A 22,688-nucleotide genomic window follows, 5' to 3' on the forward strand; every position below is an offset into this window, starting at 1 on the left:
AACCGTTATTCCTAAGGCGTTCATCGTTTCAGTGGACATCAGGCCGCTAGGAGGAAGCGACTTAAGAGTTTGAAAATGCTTGATTGCTGTCGCGGTAGCCGGCCCCATTACGCCATTGATGGGGCCGCTATATAGCTGGAGCGAGGTCAGTTTCATTTGCACCCTCATGACTTGCAGCTTCAGCTTCTCTTCGCGGCTTAGATCCACGTTATCGGTCTTCGAATTCCCGTTTTTCGCATTGGACCCGGTAGGCGCCACTTTCGCCCCGGATAAAGGCGTATCCAAAGAACTCCCTGCACTGCCGGGCGCCGAACTCTTAGCCCCCGATGAACCCGACGGGCTGTGCAGCGGGGATGGTGATGCAGGCGTGCTTGCCGGCGCGGAGTAGGTCGATCCCCTTCCGCTGGATCCTGAATAGTGCGAACGGTGACTGGAGTGCGAGCGGTGGCTTGAATGGGATCTATGCCCCGCAAATAGGTTTTCGTAGCCATAGTTGAGCGGTCGCAACGGTACTGCCTGCGGTTCATTAAGCGCATCCAGAGCGAGCCTTTCCGCTGGTGGCGTGGCGCTGGCAGGCTTTCCGGAGAATGCAGTGAGCCCGGCGACGAACATGCTAAGACTTTTGATGAAGCGACTCATGCTGCATATTCCTCTTTAATTGCGTGAACTGCTCTAGCGGGTTTCCAACCACTCTCGTGCCATTTGAAGAACCCGGAGCAACTTGATTTCACCTCGCACGGATCGCAGGCGGGCGTGTAGACGTTCTTCCAGTCCGAAATGCTTCGATGTGCAAATCCGTGCAAGGCCGTAGGCAACGAGCAGAGGGGAGTGTTCATAAAAAGAAATGGCACCGAATGGCGAGACAGTAGGCGGGCGGCCTGCTCTAGAATCCCTTGCCAGTCCAGCAGGTCCACTTCGCAAAATTCGCGATTTGCGAGCGCGAAACCGATCGGTTCGCACGCCATTAATGCAACCTCTTTGACGAAGGGTAGGTTTCGCCCGATAAAGCTGCACAACGCTGGCAATATCTCCAATACAGGGCGAATCAACACTATTCGCAGCTGGATCGGTTGGCGATTGGACTGAAGGTTTAGCAACCCAGCAATGGTTTCTTCAAAAGCCCCCGGTGCCTGAACGACAAAGTCGTGTAGGAAATCCGCGTGTCCGTACAGCGGTACAAGCCACGTCACGGAGGTATTTAAATTCTCCAGAAGCACATTGGCTAAAGCCGTGTGGGCAAGTAGTCGTCCGTTTGTCAGCAATTCGACGCGGGTCTGCGGATGAGTACGCGCGATGGCGTCCAGCACCGTCCGTAGATGTGCACCGAGCAATAGCGGTTCCCCGCCGCTTAAGCCTAGAACGCTTGGAGAAAACGGTAGGTGACGAATCGCCTCCAACGCTTCGGCGGCCATCCACGCATCGTCCTGGGGCGTCGGCGGTTGCGAGCACATTAAACAGTTGCTGTTGCAGCGGTTGGTCAGCTGTAGGCTGTGGTGAGTATCTGACTGACGATAGAGCACCTCAACCTCGCAACGCTTGGTATTGACTGCGACTACGTCGTTCGCCTCAAGGCCGCTGGCGTCGATCCACTCCACATTGGTTAAACCTCCCGAGCGGAAGTTTTCGACTAATTGGCGTTGCGCGGAGGTAGTCACTGGGACTAAAAACCATAGATCCGGCTGCCATTGCGTCGGGAGGATGTCGAGGTCAATTACGCGCCAGACCTGCGCGTCCGCCACGGCACTGCCGAAGGTCGCTTTCATCCTGCGCATTGCAACTCCTCTGAGGCAGCGGGCCGAGCCCAGGAGTGAAAAAGGTCTATACGGTCCGGTTCCCCGTCTTTCAGTGCGGAAAAAAAATAGTCGAACAGCCACTGATGACGCTGGCAGTGTTCGGTATCGACGGCAGGAACATCCATGCGGGAAAACTGCGCCTGCGCATCCACAGGGTTGGGTGCACAGAAAGCTTGATATGCGCAGTTACGGCAGTCTTCGATGTCATCCACCATGCTGGCCGCGATCAAGCGTTGTTGTACGGCAGAACGTTGCAGGGCGAGAAAGCTTGCGCCAATTTTCCCTAGTCGCAATGACGCATCGCCACTCTCCGCCAGCATGCGTGCTTCATCGCTAGGGTAGACGTAGCCGTCATAGTTGTAGACGAGTACGCTTTGCCCAGCCCCGGTGGGGCTCTGAAGATCCACGTACCCCGCGTCAAACGGCGAGAGAATTTTGTTCAAAATGATGGATGCATATACCTCTCGCAGTTCCACGCCTTGCTGGTTCCAGTGCAGTACGCGACTTAGCGCTCTTTCGTAAAATTCATAGAACTGGCCTGGCCGATAACCGAGCAGAAGTTGGTTGCGTTTTGCGAAGCCATAGCTACTGAGAGGTCGAATAAATATCTCGCTAAATCCAAGGCGGACATACTCGTCAACAATGGCTTCCGGGTGTGCCAGCGACGCCTTTGTCGTTGTCATCAAGGCTGAGACCGCATGCGGGCCAAGCCTATTTCGAGCCAGCTCGATCCCCGCGACCGTGCGTTCATAGGAGTTCTTTCCTGGTATCGGGCGATTTCTGTTATGTAAGGAAGCGGGGCCGTCAATACTGGTGGATAGAAACACGTCGTGTTTTTGCAGGAAATCGCACATCTCGGCGTCGAGTTGGTGAAGCGTCGATGCGATTACGAACCTTATCTGTCGGCCCGCAGTGCGATTGCGCTCTTGGATGCGCAAGATTGCCAATTTAACTAGATCGAAGCGGAGAAGGGGGTCGCCGCCCTGGAATTCAACAGTCAGGGCCTTCGCCTGACTCTCAAAGATGCCGTCGCATGCCGTTATGAGCGCGTCCTGACTGATGGTGTGCTTGGTATCTGACAGCGAGCGGCTAACTTGGCAATATTGGCAGGAATGAGCGCATTGCAGAGTTGGCACAAATATGTGAAGACTAGGGCCAGCCGATACAGTTTCGCGTCGCGCGGCACGACGAGAAGCCAATAGTCTGCGAGTGCCCGGCCGGTCGCGGTTCGCGATGAAGTGACCAGCCTTTAGATCGGCCTGGAGTAGCAAGGGCAGCTCTGATACGCGCCCCTCCGAGAGCAGTCGGGCATGTTCTGCGCTGAGGAAAAGATGATCCCCCGCACTGCTCACAGCAAGCCAATCGTCTTCGATCTGCCTGATCTGGAAAGGCAACCTTTCCACGGCGTACGCATTCACGCGCCTCTCCTATTGCGGCTTCCGAAACGGGGATGTTCGGATGTCTGGAAACATTATTAAACAATTCTATTCCAAAAAATAACGTGTGCTACCTGGGCGTAGCCGTGGGCATATTCCGCCGCCCATGCGCTGCAGGGCGGAATTTGAATCGACAGGTATGCGTCTCGTTAAACTGCCGAGTAAGCTGCGCGTTAAAGCTATGCTTGGAATCGAATTCCTTTCCCAAATTCTGAACGGCCATCCTTCAATGCCGACCCCTTTCGCCGATCTCGCCAGCGTCCTTTCCGTGCCCGTCCAATCCGCCGACGACCTGGACACCCTGGAGCAGTTCTTCGACCACTCCGAAGTCCGCGCCTTCTATGCGCAGAGCCAGGACCCGGCTTACACGTCAGCGAACCTGTTGGCGTGCGCCACGCTTCTCCCCGACCTGCACCCGAACCGGGCGTCGGCCCTGGCCCTGCTATGCGGATCCATGGTTGAGGATGGCGCCGATCCGGCCATTCTGTTCGACAGCCTGCATGCGCTGCTTCGCCAGTGGTTGCGCACGCTGCGGCCCTATTGCGCGCAGGAAGTGGACGAGGACGACGAAGAGGTGGACCAGGCCGACCGCAAGGCGTGGGTTGACGCGCAGGCGGAGCTGGCCGCCGTGCCGTTGGACACGCGTTGGGAAGTGGAATCCTTGCAGCAGGCCGTTGACGTGCTTGTCCTGCCGATGATGGCGATGCTGATGCGCAGTCAGCGCAACCATGAAGCATTTATCGCGGACACCAGCCTGATGGCGCTGCTGCATCCCATGGCCACGACCAACGACAGTTTTCCGTTTGAAGAGCTGCACTTTTTGTGGCTGGCGTCGCAAATCAGTTATGTCGACGAGCTTGTGGTGGTCTTGCCCACGTCAAAAACCGGATTCGTGGCGCGAGCGCATGGCGTCAACAATAGCTTTCACGCGTTCACCTTGCTGCAAATCCTGATTGGCGAGCATGCACAAGCCCTGCAAGTCAAACGCGACATTCCTGCTCGTCAGCCAGACATGGACCGGGACTCGGCGGATTTTCAATGGCTGCAAGCCGGCGCCTACACCAACGGCGAACTGACTCAGCCCATGCTGTGGGCCTGGGGCGAAGCGGCCTTGCGTCACAACATGGCCCGGCACGGCAGGCCCGTGCTGATCGCACTGGAAACGGACGAAGGCACAAAGCGAAACTGGTCCGGCTTCAACGGCGCCATTCACGACGCGCAAGCGCCGTCGATGACGTTCAAGCGGTATTTGACGACGGAAGAAGTCGCGTCTTACCTGGCTTGAGCGTCATCGCGGCCTTGGGTCGACGTTTTGCTCCGCGGCCTGCTGCCGGATGCGTCGGACACGCTCTGGGGTTGACGGGTGCGATGAAAGCCATGCGGGAATCATGTCGCCAGCCTCGGTAAGACCCTGCAGGCGTTCCAGAAGAACGGCCAATGATTCCGGGTCTTTGCCGGCCTGCCGCATCAGCACGACGCCGCGCGTGTCAGCTTCCCGTTCGAAGCCGCGCGAGAACGAAAGTTCAAGCAAGCCCGCGCCGAACACGCCGACATCGTTCGCCATGCTGCTGGCGTCGCCCGTCATTAACAGGACGACGGCTGATAGGCCCATGACGCGACCTAATTGCCGGACGCCATGCCGATGTTCGACGTGGCCGATCTCGTGGGCCAAGACGCCCGCCAGCGCCTCGGGCGACTCCGCGAGCGCGACGAGTTCGTCCGTGATAATCACATGGCCGCCCGGCAGGGCGAGGGCGTTGGCGCCCACCAGCGAACCGCCGCGTCGAAACGCCAAGCTAAGGTTTTCCGGCGCGTTGGCATGCGTCTTCAACTTGTCGAACACGGCAAGAACTGCCTGCCGTGTCGGGGCCGGCAGTTCAGAAGGGTGGAAGGCTATGCGGTCCAAGGTTTTCAGGGTGTTCACGCCGATATGCGCTTCGACCGCCTGAGGCAGAAACGCGGCGGCGGTGTCGCCAAGCCACGGCAGCGTCCAGCGCAGGCTGATGAAGAAAGCAAACGTGGCAACCACGACGAGCGATAGCAGTGCAGGGCGCAAGCGTTCCAGTCGGGACAGCGGAATGACAAAAGCACCGCCACGGCTGCGCACCAGACGGTCGACCTGATCGTTGTCGCTGGTTTCGAAGACGGACCCGTCGGGTAGCGTGGCGCGACGCGACGTCGAGCCGATTCGGCTTGACCAACTTAGCGCACTCTTGGGCAGATCACGGCGCGTTTCGCCGTCGTCCAGGCAGACCGGCCCATGCTCGGGTACCGATAACGTAGCCATGCGGCAGGCGGATGCGCCTGCCGCAAAAAGCCGCCCATGCAAACGGAATGGCTTAGAGCGATGCAACGCTGCCGAAGCCTTCAAATTCGCTGAGTTCTCCGCCGAAACTGTCTGGCGAAGCACGTTGCTCGGAAACGAAATTTTCAAGGCCGGATGCGGCATGCAGGGTGGTGCATTTCATCAGATAACGATGTTGGCGCACGCGCGCCCAGGGATAGGCCAGCGTCAGCGACGCGGCGGTGGCGACGAGTCCGGAAGCGACGATCCAGGTATAGACGGCCGGGTCTACCTGACTCTGTAGCCGGTGTCCGCCATCGATGGTGGTTTGCGTAAGCAACTCGTTGCGCACGTAAACGCCGTAATGGACCGACGTAATAAACAGCGCAACATAAATGTCCATCGCAGCCAGTGGAAGGCCCTCAGGCCCCCAAAGAACGATTGCCAGCAGCCCAGGCATCAGGGCGACGAAGAACAGCACCGCGCTACGGATCAGGCCGCCGTACATCGTGGATACCTTGGGTTGCGTGGTGAACCGCGCGCCACCAAAGCGATAGCCTTCAAAAAGATACTTGCCCAGCATCTTCGAATAGAACGGCGCCAGCAGCCCCAAAGACAGCATGACGAGGATGGGCATCAACATGAACAGCACTAGCGCGCGGCCGTAGCTGCCCTGGAATTCAAATCTGACGTTGCGCCATGAGGTCATGTGCGCGTTAAAGCGCAGGCCGGCATTGATGGCGGCGGGCATTGCCATCATCCAGATCAGCCAAAGTACCGGGAAGAGACTTGGGGCGAAGTAGCTGATTGCGCTCATGACGCCGATTACGATGAACGCAATGATGCGCCCTTGCAATATTTGCAATGGGCTGGCGTGGTAGTCGAAAGCATGGCCGTCGATGCTTGTATTGCCGAGGAACCACCGTTTGGTGCGGACTTTTGCCCAGGCAGACCAGATGCCCAGGGTGACAACCGTTAACAAGAGGTTGACGATCCAGATGCCAAAGAACTCTCTAGCCGTACCCTGAAACTCTACAGGCATGGGCTGCAGGGCAGGGGGGGCGTGCAAAGGACTAACCTCAGGTCCGTCCGTTGGGAAGACAGGTACCGGGCCATGCTGAATCATCGCGTTCTCCGGGGGATGGAATCCGATAAGGCTCGGATCCTATCGAACGAAAATCTCCGGGTACATCTGATGATTCTGAAATTGCTCAACTATCGATGGCGGCGCGCCGACGGCACCGGGCCGGCGTCGTGCGACTGGCGACCGGCGGCCGTGCCGTCAAGAGCCGTCAAGAGCCCTACCACTTGCCCGTACTCTGCGACTGCATGGGCGGCACGGCATGGCTCGGGTGCACCATGTCCACGTACTTCCTGTAGCTGGCGATGTATTCCGGGCTGTTGATGTCCGGCGTGTTGTCGCTATTCCAGTTTCTTTCGACGCCGGATTCGCGCCACGCGGCCAGGTCCCGCATGACGTCGTCGCGGGTCAGGGCGATATTGGGTCCCGGCGTGGCGGTGGTGGGCGCAACTGCCTGCTGGGCGTGGGCGGGGCCGGATAGCAGCGTGGCCACGATCAAGGCGGTGGGGGCAAGGGCGCTTAACAAATGAATCGTCTTCATGATGAATCCTTAATAACGAGAGCGACCCCTCCCTCTCATGGCTTCGGACTCATCGTAGGGCCGCATGGGTGCCCACCGCATACCCAAGATTGATTACGCCTGCTCGGGCCGACCGGACGGCTACCGGGCGGGCGGGGCGCGTTACAGCAGTGAAGCCAGCCTGACGAGTTCCGCCTGCCGGCTGCATTCCATCTTGTTGAGCAGGGACGCGACCTGCTTGCGCACCGTCAGCACCGAGGACTGACGCAGCGTGGCGATTTCTTCGACGCTGTGGCCGGCGGCCAGGCCCGCCAGCACGGCGGCTTCGGCGTGGGTGATGCCGAACACGGATTCCAGCTTGTCGACGTCCGGCATGGCGAACGCGCTTTTGCGGCGCAGGCGGGCCAGCAGCAGGCGGCCGCCGATCAGGCTCAATGACTCGGGCGCGACGCTGATGTCCATCCAATGAAATTCGCCCCAGCCCGTGGTGGTGGCCAGCGAGCGGGAATGGCCATCGCGAAACGCCGCGGCGCAGTGGGCGTCGAACAGACGCTGGCATTTGGAATCGGCGTGGCGCAGCTTGCCGCCCTGGACCCGCCAGCCGCGCGCCTCGTCCAGCAGTTGCCGGGCAAGCGCCGACATCTTGTTCACCATGCCGTCCTGGTTGATGAGCAGCACCGCCTCGTTGACTTCCGAGAACGCGCTTTCCACTGACTTCCAACCAATGGACAACGCTTTTTCCCGTTGACCCAACTGGCTTTGCAGGGTGCGGAAATATTGGCCGAAATTGCCGGACTGCAAGCGTTCGCTGGCCTTGGGGTCAACCGTGGAACGCTGGAACCCGATCGATGCGTGCAGCACGGCGTTGGATTCGACGATCAGCGACAGGATTTGCGCCATGCGGTGCTTGAGCATGAAGTCGGCGTAAAACTCGGTGCGTTGTAGCTGCGAACGGCTATACATGCGCGCGGTGTCCAGCCAGGTACCGGCCGGGGCGTGACGCGAATCGCGCTCCAGCACGTCGTGACGGTAGTAGTGCCCCTGGTAGTCGGCAAAGCAGGCGTCCGAGAAACCGATCGCGGACAGGTTTGAAAGATGGTTGCGCGCGTCAAAGACGATCAATGTGCCGCTGTCCGCGCCTACCAGATCGCGCGCGGTGCGCAGAATGTCTTGCCAGGGGGGATTGGGATCGGCCAGGTGTTGTACGGCGTCCATCGCGCGCGTGAAGGCTAGCTGATGCTCGACCATGGTGTCTCCAACGGGGCTGAATCGCAAAGGCGTTGCTGCGTACCACCAGGGGGCGGCTGCGCGGCGCGGCTACGGGTGCGGCTAAAGGTGCGAAAACGGGCGCGGCTACGGGAGCCGGTACGGTGCTGCCTTGCCATCGCGCAGCGGCGATGCGCTGGCGGAAACCGGATCAGTGCGGGGACGGCGTTGGAGAAAGCAGGCGGATGCCGTTGGCCCCAACGGAAATTATGCTCGCGAATTTGCGATAGTGGGCAAATTCCATGTGCCTGCGTGGCCGTGGCGACGGCATGCCCGCGCCAACGGTGCAAGCGCACCGGGTCAGTTCCATCACCAGGCGTTCAGCGCGCGTCGGTGGGCGCGAGGATGGCCGCGCGCCAGAGATCCAGGAAGTGGCGTTTTTTCAGCGCATCCAGGTACACCAGCAGCCCGACGCCCAGCGCCATGGGGCGCACGCCCGCTTCGGCGATGACCGACGCGTTGACGGGCCGCATGCCGGATTGCTTGGCCAGCATCTCCTGCCCACGCGGCGATAGCAGGTAATCCAGCAGCAACGCACCCAGGTCACCGCGCGGCGCCTGTTTGGGAATGATGGCCGACCGCGACAGCATCAGCGTGTAGTCCTGCGGGTAGATGATGGCAAGCCTGGCGCCCTGGTCGATGCGGTGGCGCGTATAGGATTCCAACAGGTTGTACGCCAGCGTGACCTCGCCGCGCTCCAGCTTGTCCAGCGCGTCTTCGGTGGACTGATGCGTAGTGACGCCGTTGCGGCCGAACGCGGCCAGCAGTGCGCCCGCCATGCTGTCCAGCCGCGTGTCCTGCGTGGCGGCCAGATAGCCGATGCCGCTGCCTTGCACGTCGTACGTCGATATGCTTTGCGCCAACGGCCGGTCGGGCGCTTGCAACAGGGACAGCAGCTCGCGGCGCGTGTGCGGTGCGCGCGCGGCATCCAGCTTGTCGGTGTTGTAGACCATGACGATGGGATCGGTGCCAATGCTGAACACCTCGTCGCGCCAGTTCGCCCAGGCGGGCAGGGCGCGGGTGTGCGGCGAGACATGGGCTTGGGCGTAGCCGTCGTTCACAAGCTTGGTCTGCAAATCCATCGCGCTGCTGATGATCAGATCGGGGCCACGCTTGGTCAAGGCGTCTTCTTTGGCGCGATCCACCGTGTCCTGGTAAAGCTGCTGCGTGGATAGCTCGGTGTATTCCAGCCGGATGCCAGGGTTCATCTGGCTGAAGTCTTCCAGCACGCCCTTGAAGACCTGCACGCTGTTTGACGCGTGCAGCACCAGCACCTGCCTGCTGTCGGCCGGCCCCAGCGTAAGGCCGTCGCGGCTGACTTCGGCGGCCTGCGTGGCGGCATGAGCCCCGCAGAGCAGCAGCAGGGCGGCCGCGCTAAACAGGCTTTTTGCCCAGTGCCAGGCACGTGCGTTACGCATCGCGACGCTCCGCCGGCAAGACGATCACCGCCTCCAGGCCGCCGCCCACGCGGTTGCTGAGGCTTAGCGTGCCCTGATGGATGTCGACGACGCGTTTGACGATGGACAGGCCCAGCCCCGCGCCGGGCGTGCGGGGGTTGGGGCCGCGGGCGAAACGTTCGAAAGCGGTGTTGGCCAGGGCGGGTGGGATGCCCGGCCCGTGGTCGGCAACGGTGACGCGCCAGCCGCTGCCATGTTGGTCCAGCGTGATGTCGATGTGGTCGTGGGCGGAGTCTTCGATGCGGCTTTCTATGCGGCTGTCGATGTGGCCTTCGATGCGGCTGTCGATGCGGCCGTCTTTGGATACGTCGATGCTCCCGTCCCCCTCCTCGCCCCGCGCTACGCCGGCATCCCCCTTGCCAACCGATCCGTGGCGCAGCGCGTTGTCGATCAGGTTCTTGAAGGCTTCGCGCAGCATCAGGCTGTCGCCCGGGACGCGTGGTGCCGGGCTTGCGCCGGCGGCAGGCAGGTGCAGGCGCACATCGGGAATGGGATCGGCTTGCGGCACGGTGTCGTAAGTCGCTTGGCGCAGCAGCTCGGCCAGGTCCACGGGCTGGAACTGCTTGACGTTGCTGCGGTGGATGACGCTGGCGTCGCTAAGCAGCTGGTTGACCAGCCGCGACAGCTTTTCGGCGTTGCGCAGCACCGCCAGCAGGCTGCGGCGTTGCTCGCCTGGGTCTTCTTCGTCCAGTGCCACTTCCATTTGGGCGTGTAGCGCGGCAAGCGGCGTGCGCAGCTGGTGTGCGGCTTCGGCGATGAACAGGCGCAGCGTGTCCAGGTTGTCGGACAGGCGCGCCATGAAGCTGTCCAGCGATTGCACCAGCGTGTCCAGTTCTTCGGGCACGGGCGCCGCGATGGGATGCAGGTCGGACGCGCTGCGCGCGGCCAGTTCCCGTTCGATGCGCTGGATGGGCGACAAGGAACGCCGTAGCCCCCAATAGGCCAGCGCCAGCGCCGCACCGGTGAACCCGATCAGCGCCAGCGTGCCCTGCCACAAGATGCTGTCGGCCAATGCGTTGCGCGCTTCGCGCGTTTGCGCCACCTGAATCACGGCGGCCTCGGCGTTGCGCGGGCCGGCGATCTTGCGTTCCATCCACGCGACGCGCACGGGCTCACCCTGGTAGCGGGACGTGTACAGCTGCGGTGTATCGGCCGCCTCGGTACGCTCGGGCGCGGCGGGCAGGTCGGCATAACCGGAAACCAGGGACCCGGCGCCGGTCGCAACGCGATAGAACACCCGGTCGCGCGGGGCCTGCTCCAGCAAGGCCAGGGCGGCATAGGGCATGTCCATCTGCCATTCGCCCTGCACCAGTTGCAGGCTGTCGGCCATGGACAGGACCGAGGCGCGCAGCAGTTGATCGTAAGTGGTGTCGGCGGTTTGCTGGGCGTAGCCGCGCACCAGCAGATACAGTGCGGCCAGGCCGACGGCAAACAAGCCCAGCAGCATGGCGAGCAGGCGGCGGCGGACTGAAATGCGGCCAGGCTGCACGGTCAGTCCTGCTGCGAGCTGGGCGAGGGGCTGTCCGGCGGCGTTGTCGAGGTCAGCAGGTAACCCGTGCCGCGCTGCGTTTCGATGCGTAGCGGCGACCCTTCCAGCTTGCGGCGCAGGCGGGCGATGTAGACCTCAATGGCGTTGGGCGCCGCATCGTCATCGAAGGCGAACAGCTTGTTGGCGATTTCTGTTTTGCTGACGGCGCGGTTCATTCCGGCCAACAGGATCTCCAGCAGGCTGTATTCGCGCTTGGGCAGGTCGATGCGCTGTCCGGCCAGCGACACGTGGCGCGCGGCGCTGTCGATGACAAGCTCGCCAAAGCGCTGCACACCCGTGGCCTGCGCAATGGGGCGGCGCAGCAGGGCACGGCAGCGGGCTTCCAGTTCGCGGAAATCAAACGGCTTGGCCAGGTAGTCGTCGGCGCCGGTATCCAGGGCGTGAACCCGGTCTTCGATGTCGATGCGGGCGGTCAACGCCAATACCGGCGTCTTGCTGCCACGGTCGCGCAGCCGGTGCAGGATGTCAAAGCCCGACATGCGCGGCAGGCCGATGTCCAGGATGACGAGATCGAAGGTTTCGTATTGCAGCACGCCATCGGCGCTAAGCCCGTCGCGTTGCAGGTCCACGGCGTGGCCAAGACGGCGCAACCGGCGGACAAGGGCGTCGGCCAGATCCTCGTCGTCTTCGATTACCAGGATGCGCATCGGCCGATTGTAGCTGCCCGGAGCCGACCGATTTTCGGGCTTCGCGGGGGTTGGGGGTCGGGTTGAAACAGGGCGCCGGATTTCCAAAAACGACAGGTTCCAGACAGCTTTTATTCCTAGTCTTCGGCTCCTGCTTCCCTTGCTGGAGGCAGCGTCAAACATAACAACGACTAGTCGGAGATACCCCCTCATGCTTCTGACCCTGCTTGGCTTCGGCATGGTGATCACGTTCATGACGCTGATCATGACCAAGCGCCTGTCGCCGTTGGTCGCCCTTATCCTCGTCCCTATTATTTTTGCGTTGCTGGGCGGCTTTGGCGCCGGCATCGACAAGATGATGCTGGACGGTATCCGCAAGATCGCGCCCACCGGCGTGATGCTGATGTTTGCCATCCTGTACTTCGGGGTGATGATCGATGCGGGGCTGTTCGACCCCATCGTCGGCCGCATCCTGCGCGCCGTGAAGGGCGACCCGTTGAAAATCGTGGTGGGCACCACGGTGCTGGCGCTGGTGATTTCGCTGGACGGCGACGGCTCGACCACCTACATGATCGTGGTGGCGTCGATGTTGCCCCTGTACCGCCGCCTGAAGATGAACGCGTTGTCCATGACCTGCCTGGCGATGCTGGCCAGCGGCATCATGAACCTGACGCCGTGGGGCGGGCCGACGGCGCGCGCCGCCAGCGCGTTGCACGTGGACGCGGGCGATATCTTCATTCCGCTGGTGCCGGTGATGGGCGTGGCCATCGTGTCGCTGCTGATGCTGGCGTTCTTCCTGGGTCTGAAAGAACGGCGCCGCCTGGGCGTGCTGTCGCTGCCGGACGGCGCCTCGCTGCATGCCGGCTATGACGAGGACGGCCCCAAGAATCTGCCCGAGATCGAAGTCGATCACGACCTGCGCCGCCCCAAGCTGCTGTGGGTGAACGCCGGGTTGACGCTGGCGCTGATGGTCAGCCTGGTGATGAACATCCTGCCGCTGCCGGTGCTGTTCATGATTGCGTTTGCGATTGCGCTGATCATCAACTATCCGAACCTGGCCGAGCAGCGCCGCCGCGTTGCGCAGCACGCGGGCAATGTGCTGTCGGTGGTGTCGCTGATTTTCGCGGCGGGGATCTTCACGGGGATCCTGTCCGGCACGGGCATGGTGGAAGCCATGTCCCGCAGCCTGCTGTCCGTGATCCCGGACGCGATGGGCCCCTATCTGGCGGGCATTACCGCGCTGGTCAGCCTGCCGTTCACGTTTTTCATGTCGAACGATGCCTTCTACTTCGGCGTGCTGCCCATCCTGAGCGAAGCCGCGCAGGGCTATGGCATTTCGGCAGTGGAAATGGCGCGCGCGTCCCTCATTGGCCAGCCGGTGCATTTGCTTAGCCCGCTGGTGCCGTCCACCTACCTGCTGGTGGGCCTGGCGGGCGTGGAATTCGGCGATCACCAGCGCTATGCGTTGAAGTGGGCCACCCTGGTCTGCATGGTGATGCTGGCTGCCGCCCTGGCGTTCGGCCTGTTCCCGTTGATGGGATCGGTCGGCTGATTCGCGGCGCACGCCGCACGTTGATAAAGGAAGGTCATGGCTTTGCGTATCGCTTATGTCACCAGCGGAATGGGCCACACGGGCACCGCGATCTGCCAGGCGCTGCATCGCGCCGGACACCGCGTGGTGGCCGGCTGCGGACCGCGTTCATCACGCCGCGATAGCTGGTTGAAAGAGCAGAAGTCCCTGGGGTATGACTTCGTGGCGTCCGTGGGCGACGCCACGGACTGGGCATCCACCGAAACGGCGTTTGCCAAGGTGCGGCGTGAGGTCGGCGAGATCGACGTGCTGGTCAACAACGCCGGCTCGATGCTGGACATGCGCTTTCGCCAGATGAGCTATGCCGACTGGGCAGCCGTTTTGCGCAGCAACCTGGACACGCTGTTCAACAGCACCAAGCAGGTGGTCGACAGCATGGCGGACCGGGGCTGGGGGCGCGTCATCAACATCGGCTCGGTCGCCGCGGAAAAAGGCCAGATCGGGCAAATCAACACTGCCACCGCCAAAGGCGCGGTGATCGGCTTCACGCGATCGCTGGCCCAGGAAGTGGCGGCGCGCGGCGTGACGGTAAACCTGGTGTCGCCCGGCTTCATCGCCGACGACACCGTCAAGGCATTTCCCCCGGCGCTACTGGACCGCATCATCGAAAGCGTGCCCGTCGGCCGGCTTGGCACCGCGCAGGACCTGGCGGGCCTGTGCGCCTGGCTGGCCTCGGACGAGGCCGCCTTCGTAACGGGCGCCAACTACGCCATCAACGGCGGCGTTTATATGAGTTGAGTTGACGTTGGCCCGCGCGCCGGACAGCCCCGGTCGGGCCAGCTTGCAAGTCTGGCCCGGGCGTGACCGGGCTTAGTGCGTCAAGGCCAGCTGCGCGATGTAGCCCGATCGGCTTTCGCCGGCGGCGCGCGCCTTCGCATCGATTCTGGCCAGGATGCGGCGCGGCAGCGTGATATTGACGCGTTCGATCGTGTCGTCCATCACGGCGGGGTCGATGTCGACTATGGCCCAGACCCACCCGGTGAATTCCGGATTGGCTTGATGAGCCGCGATGCTTCCTGGCGGTGGCACGGCGGCGCCAGTGTCCAGCGCTGTTTCGATCCAGAGCGCTATCGCTTCTTTGGCATTTTCGATGGCATCGTCAATGCCCGTGTCGGATGCGGAATAGCAGCCAGGCAGATCCGGTACGACCACGCCCCACGCTTGCGTGTCGCTGCCGGGCTCTATGGCGATGGGGTATTTCATGAGTTTCCTTGGTAAACCTTGAAGAAACCAAAGGCGCCAGCCGTAGCGCCGCGAGCGGTCTACTTCAGTCCTGCCTGCGTCAGCAGCTTGGCGACCAAGCCGATTCCCAAATCCTTTTTCGGATGGGGCACGCTGATATGTCCGGGCTTTGGCGGGTGGACATAAATGTGTTGCAAGCCTCTCGCGTTGCGGTAGACCCAACCCGCCAGGCGGAGCTGTCTGATGGTTTCGCGGCTGTCCATGATGCGTACCATACACATCGGAAAGTTGAAAAGGTCGCCAACAGGGACAAACAGGTCCTGGTGTAATGACAGCCCTATGCCAAAATGCACGCCGTTCAATAGTTCAACAGGGGCGGTTCATGCGGCGTATGGGGTGGGCAGTGGCGGGGGTTGTGGTATTGGCGGGGCTTGCCGGTTGCGGCAAGAAGAACGAGTACCCCGAAGGCATACGCCTTGTGACGTATAGCTCGTGCGTGGAAGGCTTCAAGAAAAGCGCCGGGGCGCTGCCGGATGTGGACGCGCGTTCGGCAACGTATTGCAGCTGCGTGCTGGACGGTTTGCAGAAGTCGGTGCCGATCAAGGACTACACCGCGTATGACCGCATGCTGGTCACGGACGAAAAAGGTCCCGAGCGTGACCGCATCGAAAAGCTGGTCAACGGCGTCATCAATATGTGCGTGGAAGCGCAGCTGAAGAAATAAGCGGGCGCGCCGGGCAGGGCGCGTGCCGGCCTGGCGGCCTAGCGGCCCAACTTCATCGACACGTCGGTGTGGGTGCCTCGGTCCAGGTCGGCGCCCGGTGGCTGGTCCCAGTCGGACAGGTCCAAGAGTTCCGTGCTGACTTCGCCGGCTTCGATGCGGCGCGCGATGTCGTCCAGCAGCAGCGTGCGCGTGGCGAAACCCTTGCCTTGCAGGTCGCGCGCGAACAGGCGGTAAGTCAGGTTGGGCTCTTCGCCCTTCATGACGCCCAGATCAAGAATGCGGCCTTGTTCGTTGCGCATCAGCAGATGCCCGGGGCGTGCATAGATCCGGTAGATGCGCCACGGCGAGGACACCGCGGCATGGTCGCGAGCCACATTGCGCTGGCCGTCGCGCTGCGGAGGGTTGCCCCGGGGCGGCGGCGCGGACGGAAGCAGCTTGACGAAGGCGTTGGCGAATCGGGCGATCGACTTTTTGATGGCGCTCACGCGGGATTCACGATTCGCACAATTGTGCGAGCTGAGCCGGTGGCGATTTTGCACGCGGAAAATTCCGCAGGCGAGCAAATGTGCGCGGTGCGCGGGCAATGATGACGCAAGGCCATACTCCTGTATGGCGATACGGCGAGGCAACGCACGTTCAAAGCACCATGGCGCGAGCATACGCGCTTTATCGTTCACGCGTATTTGCCGCTGTGCCCATGGGGGAAAAAGCCGCTTAATACGCGGCTAACCGTTGGCATCATTTTGTCGTTAATCGAGCATTATTCAACGCGCGCGGGATGAATCCAGTAATTGGAAACGCTAATTGACTTTGCCGACCGCTGCACCCATAGTGGGATTGAAGCTTTTCGAGCATCGTGATTTTCGTCCGGTCTTGCTGCCCACGTGGCGCTACATTGTTCGCTGTCCTTTCCTTGATAGGCTCATCTTCGCGGGCAGTGCCCGCATTTAAAGGAATGAGATTATGGAAACCGGAATCGTGAAGTGGTTTAACGACGCAAAAGGATTTGGCTTCATCATGCCCGAGAACGGCGGCAAGGATTTATTTGCACACTTCTCGGAAATCGTGAGCGACGGACACAAAGTGCTGGTTGAAAACCAGCGCGTCAGCTACGTGACCGCACAGGGCGCCAAAGGCCCCCACGCCACTCAAATCCGCGCTCTGTGAATAAAGGCCCATTGGGCCTTTTTTCCAATTAGGGGGTTATATGTTTCACAATAATATGGTTTACAAGGGCTATCGGCTTACCGCGAACGTGTCGCGGATCGTCGTTGGCGGCACCGGCAGCCCGGCATTTACGGCTACCGTGGCAGTGGAATTGGCCGCTGACCGCGACCAGCTCAACGAACATCACGCCGTACCGCTGTTTGAATCGGGCGGGTTTGTATCCAGCCCCGGCATGGCGGTGGATGCGGCGATCAACCACGGACGGCTTGTCGTTGACGCCCATGCCCGGCCATCTTGATTCCCCGCAGTGCGACGCTGCCCGCTTGCCGACCGGCCGCCCCAATGGGCGGCCTTTTCATTTGTACGGCCGCCTGTAAACTCTGAACACCTAAAAAGCACAGGGGATGCTTGATGGCCGGTAGCAGTTTCTTCGCATTGTTCGATGACATCGCCACCATTCTGGATGACGTGTCGGTGATGACCAAGGTGGCGGCCAAGAAAACCGCCGGCGTGCTGGGCGACGACCTGGCGCTGAACGCTCAGCAAGTAACCGGCGTGCCGGTCAACCGGGAACTGCCTGTGGTGTGGGCAGTGGCCAAGGGATCGTTCATCAACAAGCTGATCCTGGTGCCGTCGGCGCTGCTGATCAGCGCGTTCGTGCCGTGGTTGGTCACGCCGCTGCTGATGCTGGGTGGCGCATTTCTCTGCTTTGAGGGCGTTGAAAAACTGGCGCACAAGTTTCTGCCGCATGACGAGTCCGACGAAGGCAGCCACGCCGCGCGTGCCCAGGCCTTGCAGGACGAGTCGGTGGATATGGTGGCGTTCGAACGCAGCAAGATCAAGGGCGCGGTGCGAACCGACTTCATCCTGTCGGCGGAAATCATCGTGATCAGCCTGGGCGCGGTGGCCGGCGCCGACTTCACGCGCCAGGTGGCCGTGTTGTCGATCATTGCCATCGCCATGACGATAGGCGTCTATGGCCTGGTGGCCGGCATCGTCAAGCTGGACGACCTGGGCCTGCACCTGAGCCAAAAGCGCGCGCAAGCCGTGGCATGGCTGGGGCGCGGCATCGTCGGCGCGGCGCCGTATCTGATGAAGACCTTGTCGGTGGTAGGCACCGCGGCCATGTTCATGGTGGGCGGCGCCATTCTCACGCACGGCATTCCCCCCGTGCACGCGGCCGTCGAACACGCCGCGGCCGCTGTCGGCGGGGGCGCCATGGTGCAGGCGCTGACGTCCACCGTGCTGAACGCACTGTTTGGCGTGGTGGCCGGCGCCGTGGTGCTGGGCGTGGTCACCGCCGTCAAGCGGATCTTCAAAAAGCACTGACCTGACGCGGCGAAGGCAGCGTGCCGGGCGCGTGGCGCCCGCGCTGCCGCCGCGTGCCACGCGCCAGCCGCCAGCCGCCAGTCGCCAGTCGCCAGTCGCCAGTCGCCAGTCGCCACCCGCGCGATCGCCGGGATTGCAAACCCGCGCGCCATCTCCCAAGCCTAGGGAATCCCCTGCCTTGTTGCCTTGAACCGCATCCTCCTAAAATTGGCGCCAATTTATGTGATCATTATTTCGATCTGGCAGCCACCATGCGCCCGCGTATAGCGGCCATGGAGATGAGGAAATCATGCAGTCCAACGCAGCTATCGCTCTGACTCCCGACGCCGCCATGGCTCGGGCCATCTACGACCTGGGCCACAGCACGGTGTTCGCCGCGCGCACCGACCCGCGTTTTTCCTATTGCATGTACGTGCCGCCGCATATCGACACGGCCAAGCACCCCATGGAACTCGTCGTCATCATGCACGGCACGGGCCGCGCCTTTGTGGAATACCGCGACGCCTTCTCGGAGTTCGCGCGCTGGAACGACTGCATCGTGCTGTGCCCGTTATTTCCGGTGGGACCGCTGGGCGACGGTAACCGCGACGGCTTCAAGCAACTGCGTGAAGGCGACATCCGCTACGACCAGATCCTGTTGGACATGGTGGCCGAAGTGGGCGAGAAGTTCGGCATGCGCTTCGACAAGTTCGGCCTGTTCGGCTATTCCGGCGGCGGCCAATTCGTGAACCGCTTTGCCTACCTGCATCCCGAACGCCTGTGGGCCGTGTCGATTGGCGCACCGGGCTCGGTGACGCTGCTGGACCCCAGCCAGGACTGGTGGGTGGGCGTGCGCGATGCCGAGACGCGCTTTGGCAAGGGTGTGGACATCGAAGCGCTCAAGCAGGTGGCGGTGCACATGATTGTCGGCAAGGCGGACCTGGAAACGTGGGAAATCACGCACCGCGAAGGGGGCAAGTTCTTCATGGCCGGCGCCAATGACGCCGGCAAGACGCGCCCCGAACGGCTGGAATCGCTGCGCCGCTCATTCGAATCGGCCGGTGTGAAAGCCGTGTTGGACCTGGTGGACAACGTGCCGCACGACGGCCTGAAGTGTGTCGGCCACGTGCAGGATTTTCTGGCGCGCGCGCTGCGCAAGCGGCGCAATGCAGAAAACTGAAATCGCGCAAGCCGGGCGCCTTGGCTGCCCGCGCCGTCGCGTCCAGGAATAGGAGAGGGCCATGCTGCGTTTCGCGCTATCCCGAATTGTCATGGCTGTGCCGACCCTGCTGATCGTGGCGGTGGCGGTGTTCGCGATGATCCGGCTGATCCCGGGCGACCCCGCCCAACTACTGCTGGGCGACCTGGCAACGCCGGCCGCGCTGGCGGACCTGCGGGCGCGGCTGGGCCTGGACCAGACCTGGCTGACCCAGTTCGGCATCTGGTTCGGCAACATGCTGCACGGTGACCTGGGGGCGTCCATCAACACCGGCCAGCCCGTGCTGGCGCTGGTGTGGGACCGCTTCCTGATCAGCGGCCGCGTGGTGCTGGTGGCCGTGGTATTCGCCGCACTGGTCGCGGTGCCGGCCGGCATGATCGCCGCCTGGAAGCAGAACAAATGGCCCGACCTGTTCCTGGTGGGCTCGGCCACGCTGCTGGTGTCGATCCCGACGTTCTGGCTCGGCCTGCTGCTGTTGATCTTCTTCGGCCTGAAATTGCAGTGGCTGCCCGTGGTGGGCTATGTGTCGATCGGGGAAGACTGGAAGGCCGGCCTGCTGTACCTGGCCATGCCGATCCTGACCTTGTTTTTGCACGAGATCGGTGTGCTGATGCGCATGGCGCGCGCCAGCACGCTGGAAGTGCTGCGGCTGGACTACATCACCCACGCGCGCGCCAAGGGGCTGTCCGAATCCGCCGTGCTGATGCGCCACGCGTTTCGCAACGCGTTCGGCCCGACCTGGACGCTGATCGGCCTGGTGCTGGGCAATCTGCTGGGCGGCATCGCCGTGGTGGAAACGGTATTCACCATCCCCGGGCTGGGGCGTCTGCTGGTCGACTCCATCTTTGCGCGCGACTACCCCGTCATCCAGGGCTGTTTGTTGTTCGTGGGCGTGGTCTACGTGGTGGTGAACCTGCTGATCGACCTGTGCTATCCCCTCTTCGACCCGAGAGTAACCGCCGAATGAAAACGCGAATTCCGAAAAGGCGAATTCCCGCCAACGCGCTCCTGGGTGGCCTGATCGTCGGGGCGATGATCGTCGCGGCGCTGATGGGCACTTTCTGGACGCCGCATGACCCGCTGAAGATCAACTTCCTCTCGCGCCTGAAGCCGCCCGGCGGCGACTTCCTGCTGGGCACCGACGAGTTCGGCCGCGACGAGCTCTCACGCTTGTTGGCCGGCGCATCAAGCAGTGTGTGGATCAGCCTGTTGACGGTGACCTTCGCCATCGTCGTGGGCACCGCCATCGGCACGTTGACCGGCTTTGTGCGCGGCTGGACCGACCGCATCATCATGGCCTTCAACAATGCGCTGCTGGCCTTTCCCGGCCTGTTGCTGGCGCTGGGGCTGCTGGCCGTGGTGGGCGCGAACAAGTACGGCATCATCCTGGCGCTGGGCCTGGCGTACACGCCGTCGGTAACGCGCATCGTGCGCGGCACGGTGTTGTCGCTGCGTGAAAAAGAGTTCATCGAATCGTCCCGCGTGCTGGGCAATTCCGAGCTCTATACGATGTTCCGACACGTGCTGCCCAACTGCGTGGCGCCCCTGACGGTGCTGGCCACGTCGATGTTCGGCTGGGTGATCCTGGCCGAAAGCGCGCTGTCCTTCCTGGGCCTGGGGGTGCCGCCGCCCGCGCCCACCTGGGGCAATATGCTGGCCGCCGCGCGCCCGTTCATGGCGCAGGCGTCCTATCTGTCCATTCTTCCCGGCCTGGCCATCGCGCTGGCGCTGCTGGGCATCAACCTGTTGGGCGACGCGGTGCGAGACCGTCTCGACCCCCGCATGAGGGGCGTGCAATGAGCGCACTGGTATCCGTATCGAACCTGACGCTGACGGTCGGGCAGGGCGGCCGCGAGATCGTCAGCGGGGTGTCGTTTGACGTCGCGCCCGGCGAAATGGTCGGCATCGTGGGCGAGTCGGGCAGCGGCAAGACGCAAGCCGCGCGCGCCATCATGGGCCTGACGCCCGCGCCGCTGGTGGTAGCGGGCGGCGCCATCCTGTTCGAAGGCGTGGACGTCACCCAGGTCGACGCGGCAGTGCTGCGCAAGCTGCGCGGCGCCCGCATCGGCATGGTGTTCCAGGAACCCATGACGTCGCTGAACCCGTCCATGCCCATCGGCCGGCAACTGGACGAAGGCTTGAAACTGCATCGCCGCGCGATGTCGCCCGCGCAACGCCGCGAGCGCATTCTTGAAATGCTGCGCCGCGTGGGCATCAGCGACCCCAAAGGGGCGATGGACGCTTGGCCGCACGAGTTTTCCGGCGGCATGCGCCAGCGCATGATGCTGGCCTCGGTAATGTTGCTGGAGCCGGCGCTGCTGATTGCCGACGAGCCCACCACCGCGCTGGACGCCGTGGTGCAGCGCGACGTGCTGGAACTGATGGTGGACCTGACCCGCGAACACAACACGGCGGTGCTGATGATCAGCCACGACCTGCCGATGGTGGCGCGCTACACCGAACGCATGGTTGTCATGCAGCACGGCAAAGTGCTGGAAGCCGGCACGACCGCGAGCATCCTGGAACGCCCGCGGCACCCCTACACGCGCAAGTTGCTGGACGCCATGCCGCGCCGCCTGCCGGCCCGCAAGCTGACGCAGGAAACGCCCATTGTTGAAGTCAGGAACCTGGTGGTGGACTACGCGGGCCATCAGCGCCTGTTCTCGCGCACCGGCGCCAAGCGCGCGCTGGACGGCATCGACCTGCACGTCAAGCCGCGCGAAGTGGTGGCCGTGGTGGGCGGATCGGGCTCGGGCAAGACCACCTTGGGCCGCGCCATTGCCGGGCTGCTTGCGCCTACGTCCGGCCAGATCCTGTTTCGCAACCAGCCGGTGGATCGCCGCTCGGCGGCATGGCGCGACTATCGCCTGAACTGCCAGATGGTGTTCCAGGACCCGTATTCGTCGCTGGACCCGCGCATGACCATCGGCCAGCTGGTGGGCGAGGGCCTGCGCATGGTGGGCGACCTGTCGGCGGCGGACAAGCGCCGCCGCGTGGACGAGGTGCTGGCCGAAGTGGGCCTGGGGTCGGAATACGCCAAGCGCTTTCCGCACGAAATGTCGGGCGGCCAGCGCCAGCGCGTGGCCATTGCCCGCGCTATCGTGCGCCGGCCGGCGTTCGTGATTGCCGATGAACCCGTGTCGGCGCTGGACGTGACGGTGCGTGCGCAGGTGCTGGACCTGTTTGCCGATTTGCAGGAACGCCACGGGTTTTCGTGTCTGTTCATCAGCCACGACCTGGGCGTGGTGGAACAGGTGGCGGATCGCGTGGTGGTCATGCGCAACGGGGCGATTGTGGAGCAAGGCTCGCGCGACGCGGTCTTCGACCGCCCGCAAGAGGACTACACGCGCAGCCTGTTGCAAGCCATTCCCGCCCTGGAATCAACCGAAAGCGGCGGCGTGCGGCTGCGGTGGCGTCTGGACGGGCAGGAACCCATGCGCGCCATCGCCTGATGGCGCGCGGGGAACTCCCCGCTTTCCCTGCAA

24 protein-coding genes are annotated in these 22,688 nt (G+C 62.7%); 11 read left to right on the forward strand and 13 right to left on the reverse strand.

What is annotated here, in order from left to right; all coding sequences use genetic code 11:
- From hxsA to hxsB, 3 genes are all read right to left on the reverse strand, one after another.
- Window positions 1-639: His-Xaa-Ser repeat protein HxsA (hxsA, locus tag YH64_RS00005; RefSeq protein ID WP_143215198.1), on the reverse strand; the 639-nt coding region annotated here is incomplete at its 3' end.
- Complete coding sequence (hxsC, locus tag YH64_RS00010) at window positions 636-1,763, reverse strand: His-Xaa-Ser system radical SAM maturase HxsC (protein ID WP_221935886.1); 1,128 nt, start codon at window positions 1,761-1,763, stop codon at window positions 636-638. The genes hxsC and hxsA, both read right to left, overlap by 4 nt.
- The gene (gene hxsB, locus YH64_RS00015; RefSeq protein WP_046802501.1) at window positions 1,760-3,211 is read right to left on the reverse strand and encodes a His-Xaa-Ser system radical SAM maturase HxsB; all 1,452 of its coding nucleotides are present in this window, start codon (window positions 3,209-3,211) and stop codon (window positions 1,760-1,762) included. Before hxsB ends, hxsC begins: the two co-directional genes overlap by 4 nt.
- Window positions 3,212-3,458: 247 nt before the next feature.
- On the opposite strand from hxsB, the gene YH64_RS00020 reads away from it, so the two are divergent.
- Entirely contained in the window at window positions 3,459-4,514 is a 1,056-nt protein-coding gene (locus YH64_RS00020) for a hypothetical protein (RefSeq protein ID WP_046802502.1), read from the forward strand.
- A 3-nt stretch (window positions 4,515-4,517) separates the two neighbouring features.
- Here the strand turns inward: YH64_RS00020 and YH64_RS00025 are convergent, their stop codons facing one another.
- The 7 genes from YH64_RS00025 to YH64_RS00055 form a co-directional block, all read right to left on the reverse strand.
- On the reverse strand, window positions 4,518-5,516 hold the full coding sequence (locus YH64_RS00025) for a M48 family metallopeptidase (protein WP_052945914.1): 999 nt from the start codon (window positions 5,514-5,516) through the stop codon (window positions 4,518-4,520).
- Between the two features lie 52 nt (window positions 5,517-5,568).
- Window positions 5,569-6,639 (reverse strand): YjgN family protein, encoded by a 1,071-nt coding sequence (locus tag YH64_RS00030; protein WP_082134313.1) that lies wholly within the window; start codon window positions 6,637-6,639, stop codon window positions 5,569-5,571.
- A gap of 175 nt (window positions 6,640-6,814) precedes the next feature.
- Window positions 6,815-7,135 (reverse strand): hypothetical protein, encoded by a 321-nt coding sequence (locus YH64_RS00035; RefSeq protein WP_046802504.1) that lies wholly within the window; start codon window positions 7,133-7,135, stop codon window positions 6,815-6,817.
- Between the two features lie 141 nt (window positions 7,136-7,276).
- Complete coding sequence (locus YH64_RS00040) at window positions 7,277-8,362, reverse strand: LuxR C-terminal-related transcriptional regulator (RefSeq protein WP_046802505.1); 1,086 nt, start codon at window positions 8,360-8,362, stop codon at window positions 7,277-7,279.
- A 338-nt stretch (window positions 8,363-8,700) separates the two neighbouring features.
- The gene (locus tag YH64_RS00045; RefSeq protein ID WP_046802506.1) at window positions 8,701-9,798 is read right to left on the reverse strand and encodes an ABC transporter substrate-binding protein; all 1,098 of its coding nucleotides are present in this window, start codon (window positions 9,796-9,798) and stop codon (window positions 8,701-8,703) included.
- The gene (locus YH64_RS00050; protein ID WP_052945916.1) at window positions 9,791-11,326 is read right to left on the reverse strand and encodes a sensor histidine kinase; all 1,536 of its coding nucleotides are present in this window, start codon (window positions 11,324-11,326) and stop codon (window positions 9,791-9,793) included. The genes YH64_RS00045 and YH64_RS00050 overlap by 8 nt, the downstream gene beginning before the upstream one ends.
- Before the next feature lie 2 nt (window positions 11,327-11,328).
- Window positions 11,329-12,033, reverse strand: coding sequence for a response regulator transcription factor (locus YH64_RS00055; RefSeq protein ID WP_046802507.1), 705 nt, complete (start codon window positions 12,031-12,033; stop codon window positions 11,329-11,331).
- Window positions 12,034-12,175: 142 nt separating this feature from the next.
- Between YH64_RS00055 and YH64_RS00060 the strand changes: the two genes are divergently transcribed.
- Both YH64_RS00060 and YH64_RS00065 read left to right on the forward strand, forming a co-directional pair.
- Complete coding sequence (locus tag YH64_RS00060; protein ID WP_255444075.1) at window positions 12,176-13,564, forward strand: CitMHS family transporter; 1,389 nt, start codon at window positions 12,176-12,178, stop codon at window positions 13,562-13,564.
- A gap of 36 nt (window positions 13,565-13,600) precedes the next feature.
- Window positions 13,601-14,341 carry an SDR family oxidoreductase gene (locus YH64_RS00065; protein WP_046802509.1) on the forward strand — a complete coding sequence of 247 codons (741 nt, stop codon included), beginning with the start codon at window positions 13,601-13,603 and terminating at the stop codon, window positions 14,339-14,341.
- Between the two features lie 72 nt (window positions 14,342-14,413).
- Here YH64_RS00065 and YH64_RS00070 read toward each other — a convergent pair whose 3' ends face one another.
- Window positions 14,414-14,806 (reverse strand): type II toxin-antitoxin system HicB family antitoxin, encoded by a 393-nt coding sequence (locus YH64_RS00070; RefSeq protein ID WP_046802510.1) that lies wholly within the window; start codon window positions 14,804-14,806, stop codon window positions 14,414-14,416.
- A gap of 59 nt (window positions 14,807-14,865) precedes the next feature.
- Window positions 14,866-15,048, reverse strand: coding sequence for a type II toxin-antitoxin system HicA family toxin (locus tag YH64_RS00075; protein WP_046802847.1), 183 nt, complete (start codon window positions 15,046-15,048; stop codon window positions 14,866-14,868).
- Between the two features lie 119 nt (window positions 15,049-15,167).
- Here YH64_RS00075 and YH64_RS00080 point away from each other — a divergent pair, with 119 nt between their 5' ends.
- Window positions 15,168-15,509: a hypothetical protein gene (locus YH64_RS00080; RefSeq protein WP_046802511.1), complete on the forward strand. Its 342-nt coding sequence runs from the start codon at window positions 15,168-15,170 to the stop codon at window positions 15,507-15,509.
- 38 nt (window positions 15,510-15,547) lie between these two features.
- Here the strand turns inward: YH64_RS00080 and YH64_RS00085 are convergent, their stop codons facing one another.
- Complete coding sequence (locus YH64_RS00085; RefSeq protein WP_046802512.1) at window positions 15,548-15,994, reverse strand: hypothetical protein; 447 nt, start codon at window positions 15,992-15,994, stop codon at window positions 15,548-15,550.
- A gap of 478 nt (window positions 15,995-16,472) precedes the next feature.
- On the opposite strand from YH64_RS00085, the gene YH64_RS00090 reads away from it, so the two are divergent.
- The 7 genes from YH64_RS00090 to YH64_RS00120 all read left to right on the forward strand — a co-directional run bounded on the left by YH64_RS00090 (window position 16,473) and on the right by YH64_RS00120 (window position 22,655).
- A complete protein-coding gene (locus YH64_RS00090; RefSeq protein WP_006217928.1) occupies window positions 16,473-16,676 on the forward strand; it encodes a cold-shock protein in 204 nt (67 codons plus the stop codon).
- Between the two features lie 40 nt (window positions 16,677-16,716).
- Window positions 16,717-16,974, forward strand: coding sequence for a hypothetical protein (locus YH64_RS00095; RefSeq protein WP_046802513.1), 258 nt, complete (start codon window positions 16,717-16,719; stop codon window positions 16,972-16,974).
- A 113-nt stretch (window positions 16,975-17,087) separates the two neighbouring features.
- On the forward strand, window positions 17,088-18,005 hold the full coding sequence (locus YH64_RS00100; RefSeq protein WP_046802514.1) for a DUF808 domain-containing protein: 918 nt from the start codon (window positions 17,088-17,090) through the stop codon (window positions 18,003-18,005).
- A gap of 289 nt (window positions 18,006-18,294) precedes the next feature.
- Window positions 18,295-19,164 carry a hydrolase gene (locus YH64_RS00105; protein WP_046802515.1) on the forward strand — a complete coding sequence of 290 codons (870 nt, stop codon included), beginning with the start codon at window positions 18,295-18,297 and terminating at the stop codon, window positions 19,162-19,164.
- A 61-nt stretch (window positions 19,165-19,225) separates the two neighbouring features.
- Complete coding sequence (locus YH64_RS00110) at window positions 19,226-20,170, forward strand: ABC transporter permease (protein ID WP_046802516.1); 945 nt, start codon at window positions 19,226-19,228, stop codon at window positions 20,168-20,170.
- The gene (locus YH64_RS00115; protein WP_046802517.1) at window positions 20,167-21,003 is read left to right on the forward strand and encodes an ABC transporter permease; all 837 of its coding nucleotides are present in this window, start codon (window positions 20,167-20,169) and stop codon (window positions 21,001-21,003) included. The genes YH64_RS00110 and YH64_RS00115 overlap by 4 nt, the downstream gene beginning before the upstream one ends.
- The gene (locus YH64_RS00120; RefSeq protein ID WP_046802518.1) at window positions 21,000-22,655 is read left to right on the forward strand and encodes an ABC transporter ATP-binding protein; all 1,656 of its coding nucleotides are present in this window, start codon (window positions 21,000-21,002) and stop codon (window positions 22,653-22,655) included. Before YH64_RS00115 ends, YH64_RS00120 begins: the two co-directional genes overlap by 4 nt.
- The last annotated feature ends 33 nt before the right edge of the window (window positions 22,656-22,688 follow it).

This window comes from Achromobacter sp. LC458 (genome assembly GCF_001005835.2).
Lineage (GTDB): Bacteria > Pseudomonadota > Gammaproteobacteria > Burkholderiales > Burkholderiaceae_B > Achromobacter > Achromobacter spanius_B.

Coding starts and splice junctions, on each gene's coding strand:
- YH64_RS00045 (WP_046802506.1), bottom strand. CDS start 9,798: ATGCGTAACGCACGTGCCTGGCACTGGGCAAAAAGCCTGTTTAGCGCG.
- YH64_RS00075 (WP_046802847.1), bottom strand. CDS start 15,048: ATGGACAGCCGCGAAACCATCAGACAGCTCCGCCTGGCGGGTTGGGTC.
- YH64_RS00110 (WP_046802516.1), top strand. CDS start 19,226: ATGCTGCGTTTCGCGCTATCCCGAATTGTCATGGCTGTGCCGACCCTG.
- YH64_RS00100 (WP_046802514.1), top strand. CDS start 17,088: ATGGCCGGTAGCAGTTTCTTCGCATTGTTCGATGACATCGCCACCATT.
- YH64_RS00040 (WP_046802505.1), bottom strand. CDS start 8,362: ATGGTCGAGCATCAGCTAGCCTTCACGCGCGCGATGGACGCCGTACAA.
- YH64_RS00035 (WP_046802504.1), bottom strand. CDS start 7,135: ATGAAGACGATTCATTTGTTAAGCGCCCTTGCCCCCACCGCCTTGATC.
- YH64_RS00070 (WP_046802510.1), bottom strand. CDS start 14,806: ATGAAATACCCCATCGCCATAGAGCCCGGCAGCGACACGCAAGCGTGG.
- YH64_RS00065 (WP_046802509.1), top strand. CDS start 13,601: ATGGCTTTGCGTATCGCTTATGTCACCAGCGGAATGGGCCACACGGGC.
- YH64_RS00025 (WP_052945914.1), bottom strand. CDS start 5,516: ATGGCTACGTTATCGGTACCCGAGCATGGGCCGGTCTGCCTGGACGAC.
- YH64_RS00080 (WP_046802511.1), top strand. CDS start 15,168: ATGCGGCGTATGGGGTGGGCAGTGGCGGGGGTTGTGGTATTGGCGGGG.
- YH64_RS00115 (WP_046802517.1), top strand. CDS start 20,167: ATGAAAACGCGAATTCCGAAAAGGCGAATTCCCGCCAACGCGCTCCTG.
- hxsC (WP_221935886.1), bottom strand. CDS start 1,763: ATGAAAGCGACCTTCGGCAGTGCCGTGGCGGACGCGCAGGTCTGGCGC.
- YH64_RS00020 (WP_046802502.1), top strand. CDS start 3,459: ATGCCGACCCCTTTCGCCGATCTCGCCAGCGTCCTTTCCGTGCCCGTC.
- YH64_RS00090 (WP_006217928.1), top strand. CDS start 16,473: ATGGAAACCGGAATCGTGAAGTGGTTTAACGACGCAAAAGGATTTGGC.
- YH64_RS00120 (WP_046802518.1), top strand. CDS start 21,000: ATGAGCGCACTGGTATCCGTATCGAACCTGACGCTGACGGTCGGGCAG.
- YH64_RS00030 (WP_082134313.1), bottom strand. CDS start 6,639: ATGATTCAGCATGGCCCGGTACCTGTCTTCCCAACGGACGGACCTGAG.
- YH64_RS00055 (WP_046802507.1), bottom strand. CDS start 12,033: ATGCGCATCCTGGTAATCGAAGACGACGAGGATCTGGCCGACGCCCTT.
- YH64_RS00105 (WP_046802515.1), top strand. CDS start 18,295: ATGCAGTCCAACGCAGCTATCGCTCTGACTCCCGACGCCGCCATGGCT.
- YH64_RS00095 (WP_046802513.1), top strand. CDS start 16,717: ATGTTTCACAATAATATGGTTTACAAGGGCTATCGGCTTACCGCGAAC.